Annotated in this window: 9 protein-coding genes; 3 read left to right on the forward strand and 6 right to left on the reverse strand. The window is 61.1% G+C overall.

What is annotated here, in order from left to right; translation table 11 throughout:
* Nucleotide 1 precedes the first annotated feature (1 nt).
* The 6 genes from QMK34_RS18030 to QMK34_RS18055 form a co-directional block, all read right to left on the reverse strand.
* The gene (locus QMK34_RS18030; protein ID WP_326415194.1) at nt 2-751 is read right to left on the reverse strand and encodes an ESX secretion-associated protein EspG; all 750 of its coding nucleotides are present in this window, start codon (nt 749-751) and stop codon (nt 2-4) included.
* 140 nt (nt 752-891) lie between these two features.
* On the reverse strand, nt 892-2,232 hold the full coding sequence (locus QMK34_RS18035) for a WXG100 family type VII secretion target (RefSeq protein WP_326415195.1): 1,341 nt from the start codon (nt 2,230-2,232) through the stop codon (nt 892-894).
* A complete protein-coding gene (locus tag QMK34_RS18040; RefSeq protein ID WP_326415196.1) occupies nt 2,232-2,870 on the reverse strand; it encodes a DUF3558 domain-containing protein in 639 nt (212 codons plus the stop codon). Before QMK34_RS18040 ends, QMK34_RS18035 begins: the two co-directional genes overlap by 1 nt.
* Nucleotides 2,867-3,343 carry a hypothetical protein gene (locus tag QMK34_RS18045; protein ID WP_326415197.1) on the reverse strand — a complete coding sequence of 159 codons (477 nt, stop codon included), beginning with the start codon at nt 3,341-3,343 and terminating at the stop codon, nt 2,867-2,869. Before QMK34_RS18045 ends, QMK34_RS18040 begins: the two co-directional genes overlap by 4 nt.
* A gap of 274 nt (nt 3,344-3,617) precedes the next feature.
* Nucleotides 3,618-3,878, reverse strand: coding sequence for a hypothetical protein (locus QMK34_RS18050; RefSeq protein ID WP_326415198.1), 261 nt, complete (start codon nt 3,876-3,878; stop codon nt 3,618-3,620).
* Between the two features lie 523 nt (nt 3,879-4,401).
* Nucleotides 4,402-4,782: a hypothetical protein gene (locus QMK34_RS18055; RefSeq protein WP_326415199.1), complete on the reverse strand. Its 381-nt coding sequence runs from the start codon at nt 4,780-4,782 to the stop codon at nt 4,402-4,404.
* A 305-nt stretch (nt 4,783-5,087) separates the two neighbouring features.
* On the opposite strand from QMK34_RS18055, the gene QMK34_RS18060 reads away from it, so the two are divergent.
* The 3 genes from QMK34_RS18060 to QMK34_RS18070 are packed head-to-tail and all read left to right on the forward strand — an operon-like array spanning nt 5,088 to nt 6,388.
* Nucleotides 5,088-5,414 (forward strand): helix-turn-helix domain-containing protein, encoded by a 327-nt coding sequence (locus QMK34_RS18060; RefSeq protein ID WP_326415200.1) that lies wholly within the window; start codon nt 5,088-5,090, stop codon nt 5,412-5,414.
* Nucleotides 5,415-5,951, forward strand: a complete 537-nt coding sequence (locus tag QMK34_RS18065) for a DUF5753 domain-containing protein (RefSeq protein ID WP_326415207.1) — start codon at nt 5,415-5,417, stop codon at nt 5,949-5,951.
* Nucleotides 5,952-5,956: 5 nt separating this feature from the next.
* A complete protein-coding gene (locus QMK34_RS18070) occupies nt 5,957-6,388 on the forward strand; it encodes a DUF397 domain-containing protein (protein ID WP_326415202.1) in 432 nt (143 codons plus the stop codon).
* Nucleotides 6,389-6,523 lie beyond the last annotated feature (135 nt).

Below are 6,523 nucleotides of genomic sequence, written 5' to 3' on the forward strand. Positions count from 1 at the left end.
GTCAGGTGAGTCCGCTGTGGGTGTCGTTGAGGGTGGCGACGCATTCACGAGGTGTGCCTGATTCAAGGACGATGTGGTCGTCGCCAGTGCGGTAGGTCAGGATGCGGCCTTGGTTGGTGAGGTCAATCGCGGTGAGGGGCATGCTGCGCACCCGGTCGCCGTCCTCGTCGCGGGTGGCGGTGTAGAGCTGGTGCACGGCGTCACGCGGCGCGGCGAGCACACCCGTGAGGTAGTCGACGTCGCGAGTGTCGACGGGCTCGGCCAGAGGGTTGGCGGGCGCGGCGTTCGGATTCTCAACCAGGTTCCGCGGGACGCTGACGGATCGGACGCTGGCCGGGGGAACGTCCGGGAGGGCGTCGAGCAGGCTCGTGGCCGGCCATTTAGTGGGTATCGGCTCAAGGAGCACGGTGTCGCGGTCGACCACAACACGCACAGCGTCGTCGGTGCCGCGCACAGCGATCAGGATGCCGTAGGTGGTGCCGTCGCGAAACTCGTTCCAGCAGTAGTACTCGCTGTGCGCGCCGTCAATGGTCTGGAGTGTGGTGGTCCACAACGAGTTGAGGCGGCCGTTGCGGGCGAGTTTGAGTGTGGTGAGTAGTTCCATGGTGCGGGTGTCGAGCGACCGGCGGGCGTCGTCGGTCATCCAGTAGGTGATGTTGGTGCCGATGACGGGGTGCGGGTCGGCCAGGTCGAGCATGCCCCAGGCGGTGACGAACGCGAGTTTGGGCAGCACGATGGGGTGTTCGATCACTGCCACGGCGGTCGCGGTTTCGTGACGAGGCCGCGTTGCGACAATGGCATGGGTATGATGTGCATATCGACCGTTCTGGCGAAGGTTCGGAAGATGAAGTGGTAAAAACAAACCCCCGTTGACGCGGGGGTTTGTTCCTGTTACGCGCCGATAGTTGGCGGTGCCACCGGGAATCCGGTCACCGGATCAATCGTGCGTTCCTCGTCAGTGAAAAGACTGTCGTCATCGAGCCCGTATTTACGGCGGTGTTCGGCGTCTTCTTCGCTCTCGCCCTTACGCGCACCGGGTGCCATCCCGCCCGGTCCACCGGTCAGACGGCTGCCCGCACGTCCGCTCGCACCGGGGCCGCCGCGCAAGCCGGGTTCCTCGATAGGTCCGCGGACACCGGTCTGTTTTCCGCCAGGCAGCCCGCCGCCGCTTCGACCGGCACCGTCTACTCCCTTGCCCGCACCGGGACCGTCGAGATAGCCGACACCACCGACGTAGGGCGTCGGGTTGCTCCCGGAGCCGGGACCCGCGCCAGGGGTGATGCCCCCTGGAAAGAAGTTGCTGCCAGGCGGGAAATTCCCTGGGGTCGAGCCGGGCGGCACGTATGCCGCTGCCCTGGTGTTGTCGCCGAGACCGCCGGGGGTGTTGTGTTGCGGGAATCCACCGGTGCCGCTGGTGTCGTGTCCCCCCGGCTGCACCGTGCTCGGCGGCGGGGTGACCCCAGGCGGGGTGATGGTCGAGGTGTTGTGGTCCTGCCCGGAGGTGTCTTGTCGGCCGAACTGCTGATCGCGGCCTTTACCGGGTGGCGGGGGCGAAACGGGTGAGGGCGCGAGGGAGGCGTCGCCGCCGTTGTAGGCACCCAACTGGCCGTGATCAACGTCGAGCTTGGAGATGCTGTTGTTGGCCATGTCGGCGTAGGCGTTGTATTTTTCGAGGTTTTCTTTCGCGGTCGCGTTCCAGGCGTTGATCTGTTTCTCGGTGTCGGTGTTCCACGGGCTCGCCTTGTCGAAAAACCCTTTTTCCGGGGGCGGGTTCTGCATCGGGACGAGTTGCCGTTGGGTGTAGTCGTAGTGCTCAGCCACCCCCACGACTTCGCCACCGTTGCCGCGGTAGGTCCCGGCCGCTTTCTGGGAGACCGAGAGCAGCGGCGACATGCGGGCGAGGGCGACTTCGGAGCTGGGGCCGGTCCACGCGTTCTGCAGGGTGGAGATGACGTCGGTGACTTTGGTGTGGAGTTGGTCGTGGGCATTCGCAAGCTCGTCTGCAGCTTGTGCGCCTTCACGCCACCCATTGGAGCCTTTGCCGTTGAGCATCGCGAGGACAGCTTGGTCGATCGGCATGGCCTGTGCGCCGCCGCCACCGAAGGTGTCGCGGACCCATCCCAGGGCGTCTTTCCCGGCGTCAACGACCGCATCCCCGGCTTTGCCGAGTGCTTTGCCCGCTGCTTTGGCGGCTGACTTGACCGCATGACCGAGGTCGTCAAAAAGCCCCATCACGCACCCGCTTTCGCCCGCAACGTGGTCAAGACCAGTTCAGCGATGCCGGGGACCACTTCGCACGGGTCACTGACACCGACCTTGGTGCGGCCGAGTGTGAGGTACACGTCTACTGAGAGGTCATCGGCTAGACCAATGGCGACATGACAGTAATCCTTGGGGACTGTGCCTTTTTCGCCTGCGTATGCCACAGCGGGGTATCCTTGGATTGCGGGTAGCACTTTCCATACCCCGGATTTGGGTTGCGTGTTTTGGTATACACCACTTAGGCCGGTGTGGGATTCGGAATCGTAAGCGACTAGGACTTGTCCGTTTGTTTTTGTGTTACTCCATGAGCATTTCGGTCCGATGCCAGGGATTGTGCCCGGTCGGAGTTCGGGATCAGGACCTACGGCTTGAGTGATTTGTTGCGGCGTGAGCGCACTAGCGCAGGGGTCACCGCTTAGAACAGAAGCGGGAAGCGGGCTCGTGACCTTGGGAGCGCCTGCGTATGGCAAGGCCGTTGTGCTGGGCTGCGTGGCTTCACTGGCCGGCGACGAGCTGCTACTCGGGGTGGGGCTGGGCGATCCCGCGCACGCGACGCTTCCCAACGCTACGGCGGCGAGGATCAGTACAACACTGGTGCGGCGCGTCATCCTGCGGCTCCTGTTTCTACCGAACCCTGTCCGGCTTTTGAAATATCGACAGCTGCCTCATGGTTCTGAGTCACTGTCCTACCCAGTGCCGCATTGAGGCGGTTACTCAATTCGGTAAGATACTGGATTTCGACTTCGATGTGGTCCGCACCGCAGTCAAACGCATACATCGCCCCTGAATCCGTGCTGACCAGACCTGCGTTGTACGCGACACTCGCTGGGTCCTCTGCCGGGGGTGTCACCTTTTTCAGGATCCCTGCTTGACCTCGAAGGTCCTCGAGGTCTCGGATGATGTTGTCGACTTTCTCGACCATCGCTTCGGCTTCGCCGCGGTCGAGGATGAAGCCTTGCGTGGGGAAAATGTTGGCTGCGAAAGACCCGGGTGAGCCGGGAGGCGCTGGGGGTGAGTCTCCGGCGATGGTGAAGCCGACGTCTGTCAACCACGGGTTGACCTGGCCATACGCGTGCGTCACGTCGCTCGTGATCCCCTCTGGTCCCTCACTCTGCCTGCGGTGCTGATCTGCGCGGCCGATCGGACCCGATAGGGAGGACTGTTCGGTCGCGCCTATCACCGTAGCGGATCAGTCACACTCTGATGAGAGGAATCGAGAAACCGCAGGTCAAAGAAGAGGACTTTCCCAAGGATTGACTACTAAACGTAGTTCCTGCAGGTCGACACACGGCGCGATCGACACAGCGCGTGACGGGATGTCTCTAACTGTGCAGATAAGTGACTACGAGTGGCGGTCAGGCGTCTCGGTCGCGGGTGGGCCAGTGCCAGCCCGCGGGCAGCGTCGACGGGTCCTGCCCGATCTCGCTGGCTGGCTCCCCGCCCTGGTCGGCGGCGCGGGTTTCCGCGGCCAGGCGTGCGGTGATGTCGGCGACGCGGGGGCGACCGGCTGCGTTCCGGGCACAGCGGTGATGGTTGTAGACGATGATCCCGACGACCCACGCCAGGGGCGGGGCGAGGACGAGCCCGGCGCACAGCAGTAGCCCGCCTCCGTTCACCCGTGTTCGCCTTCCGTCCGAGGAGGGGCCGAGGGGCGCGCACACCTGCACGGTGGTCGATACCCGCCCACCAGCTCCGCCGCTCGAAGCGGGCTGGTCGGTTGAGCGGGCAGAGCTCACCGTGAGACAGCGCGGCTCCCTCGGCCGGGGACGGCCCGACGTGGCGTCACCGCGTGGTGTGCCAGCGGGAACGGTGAAATCTCGTCGGGCCAGGACATGTGGGCGGCGGAAGGTTGCGACCGTCACCGACACCTAGTCACGGTGCCGGACTACGGGGATGCGGGAGAAGACGCGTGCGGGGTTCAGCTTGCCGCTTCAGCGCGACCGATCATGAGCCGTCGGTCGCACCGATCACCGTTTGTCTCTGCCGGTCGTTTCATTACGGGGCTCTCCTTGTCGTTGTCGAGCCTGTTTGATGTTCCGTATCTCAGTGATGAGGTTTGCCAGGTCATCGATTCCAGTGTCGTCGAGGTAGAGGGATCCGAGGGTTTCCCCTGCTTCACCTTGCAGGTGCAGGCGTAGTTCAACGTCTCCGCTGCCGTCGCGAGAGATGACGTGATGCCATCTGGCGTGATAGAAATCGGCGGAGGTTTCCAGTTTGATCCTCATGGGGTTGTCCTAGTCTTTCGTTGTGCGCGGCGGGAAACGTGTTTTTTCCGGTGGTACTGATGGCGGGTTCATCGTCGGGGTCTGGCCGGTCGAGAATGTCGAGAAGAATCTTGCCTTCTGTGAGGAATTTTTCGAGGGCGTCACGGGCGAAGATCAGTTCCGAGTTGGAGTGGGCAAATAAGCCGCTCACTCCTAACGAGAGCGTCGCCCACTCATCTCCAGGAGCTACCTTGCCTGAGATGGGGGTCGAGTCGTAGATGGTGAGATTGGTCGTGCTCGAGAGCTGTTCGTCCATGTCGATACCTTCTTTCGTTGCCAACAGTGTCGAAACAACTACTTTCACTCCGGTCTTAAATTCGTCATTTGCGCAGCTCGGGCGCGTATTTTGGGTAGCGTCTACCCCTGTTCGCATGCGATGCTGCGCACACTAAAATTCGGCGGGTGAACGTAATTGCGTTCTACAAAAACGTTTAGTAGCAAGCTTGCTTCCAGGAATTAGATTAGTGGCAAGTCTGCTTCTTTGTCACTCACCTGACAAGGTGATGTTTCGGCGTGGGGTTGACAGTTTGCATTTGTGGAATGAACTTGGGGAGAGAGTCAATGGCCACGCGTCTCACTGTTGAGCGTTGGCAGCTGGGTTTACTGCTGCAACGACTTAGAGAACAAGCCGGGGTTTCTCAACTGCACGCCGGCCGTCACATTGGCCACGACGACAGTCGTGTTAGTCGCGTGGAGCAGGGGTCCGCGACGTTGACCCTGGACAAGATCGAGGCACTTCTCGATCTGTACGGAGCCGAAAGTCACGAACGGCAAACAGCTCTCGCCCTGGGATCGGCGGCGCGGCAGCGAGCAAAACGACAAAAGGACGCTTCCTCGCTGCCGAACTCCTTCCAGAGATTTGCTGATTTAGAAGCCAATGCAAAGTAAATCTACGAATACGAAATAAACGTCGTGCCGGGCTTATTGCAGATCGCCGACTACGTGCGTGCACTGGTAAGCACGGCCGGCGCTGCATGGTGGAAGCCGGATGAGAGAGAGGTCGCCAACGAGGAACGCGCCGAGTTCCGATTGCAGTACCAAGAAAACACGTGGAACCCGAAGAAGCCTAAGCACTTCCACTTCATCATTGGCGAAGCGGCTCTCATCTCAGTCGTCGGCGATAGCACCGTCATGAAGCGCCAGCTCAGGCATCTTCTCTCGGTCGCATACGGTGAAAGAGCGACAATCCAAGTACTTCCCTTGAGTGTCAGCAACAATCCGGCCAGCAATGGAATAACCGTGCTGGACTTTGGTGATCTTGTTCCACCTGTGGGAATCGCTTCAGATGGCTACGGTTCCTTGTCGTTCTACACGGAGGAATCGGACACCTCGGCGATGATGAGAGTGTTTCGCATCCTCACGGAGCTATCGCTCACCCCCGAAGACAGCAAGCAGTTCATAGTTCAGAAACTTGCAGAGGCTTAGATCAGATGCCACGACGAGACGAATGGTTCAAAAGCAGTCGCAGCAGTGGAATAGACGCGAAATGCGTCGAGGTTTGCTTTCGGGACGGCGTTGAGGTGCGGGACTCAAAAGACCCAGGCGGACCTCAACTCACCGTATCGCCCGAGGTGTGGCAGGACTTCATCGCATCGGTGATGAGTCACGATGCGCTCGATGCGGTAGACGATGCCCAGACTGATAAGGCACCCATTCGAGCTGAGTGGAACACGCACCTGCCTGGAGCAACCTGGTTTGGCGTCCGCGGTCATTTAGAGTTCGCATTAGTGGTGTACCGCGATGCGACAACGTTTGCGGTGGTGCGGCAAGACGAACACGGCCCGCGTCTTCTGTTCACATCGGCGGAGTGGGTTACGTTCGTCTCAGGTGTCCGCGACGGCGAATTCATCTACCCGCGTTGAACAGCATTGGGTGTAGTTCGGCTGGAGTGAGGTGGACTGGTCTGTGACCTGCGGGTTTTCCGGCCCTGATCATGAGGAAGGGCTCCTTCCCGCTACGTTCTTAGGTGCTTACGCCAAGTACGTGGTCAAAGAAGG

The sequence above is a fragment of the Amycolatopsis sp. H20-H5 genome, from assembly GCF_035828755.1.
In the GTDB taxonomy this organism is placed as follows: Bacteria; Actinomycetota; Actinomycetes; order Mycobacteriales; family Pseudonocardiaceae; genus Amycolatopsis.